Consider the following 792-nt stretch of genomic DNA (forward strand, 5'->3'; position numbering starts at 1 on the left):
AACCGCCTACGAGCTCTTTACGCCCAGTAAATCCGGACAACGCTCGCACCCTACGTATTACCGCGGCTGCTGGCACGTAGTTGGCCGGTGCTTCTTCTGTAGGTACCGTCACTTGCGCTTCGTCCCTACTGAAAGAGGTTTACAACCCGAAGGCCGTCATCCCTCACGCGGCGTCGCTGCATCAGGCTTTCGCCCATTGTGCAATATTCCCCACTGCTGCCTCCCGTAGGAGTCTGGGCCGTGTCTCAGTCCCAGTGTGGCCGGTCGCCCTCTCAGGCCGGCTACCCGTCGTCGCCTTGGTAGGCCATTACCCCACCAACAAGCTGATAGGCCGCGGGCCCATCCTGTACCGCAAAAGCTTTCCACCAAACCCCATGCAGGGAAAGGTCATATCCGGTATTAGACCCAGTTTCCCAGGCTTATCCCGAAGTACAGGGCAGGTCACCCACGTGTTACTCACCCGTTCGCCACTCGTGTACCCCGAAGGGCCTTACCGTTCGACTTGCATGTGTTAAGCACGCCGCCAGCGTTCGTCCTGAGCCAGGATCAAACTCTCCATAAAAAACACTAGAAACACAAGGTTTCAGCATAATCCAGGAAATCCTGAACAAAACGAAACCACTGACAAAAATCAATGATTCCAGAAATACATCTCGCAAAGAAATAAACGAGAAAAGCCACAACACAAACAACCAAAAATTTGATTGTCCATGCGTGCCAAAAAATTTTGGCACTGACAATTTCATCGACACACTGTTGAGTTCTCAAAGAACACGCCAAACGCGGCCGTCC

1 protein-coding gene and 1 rRNA gene are annotated in these 792 nt (G+C 53.0%); both read right to left on the reverse strand.

Annotated elements, in window-relative coordinates:
* Nucleotides 1-562, reverse strand: a 16S ribosomal RNA gene (locus AXK61_RS24150); the annotation flags it as partial.
* A gap of 5 nt (nucleotides 563-567) precedes the next feature.
* Nucleotides 568-792 (reverse strand): hypothetical protein (locus AXK61_RS25840; protein ID WP_231855664.1); only part of this gene is annotated, 225 nt, incomplete at its 5' end.

The organism is Tsukamurella pseudospumae, from assembly GCF_001575205.1.
Classification (GTDB): domain Bacteria; phylum Actinomycetota; class Actinomycetes; order Mycobacteriales; family Mycobacteriaceae; genus Tsukamurella; species Tsukamurella pseudospumae.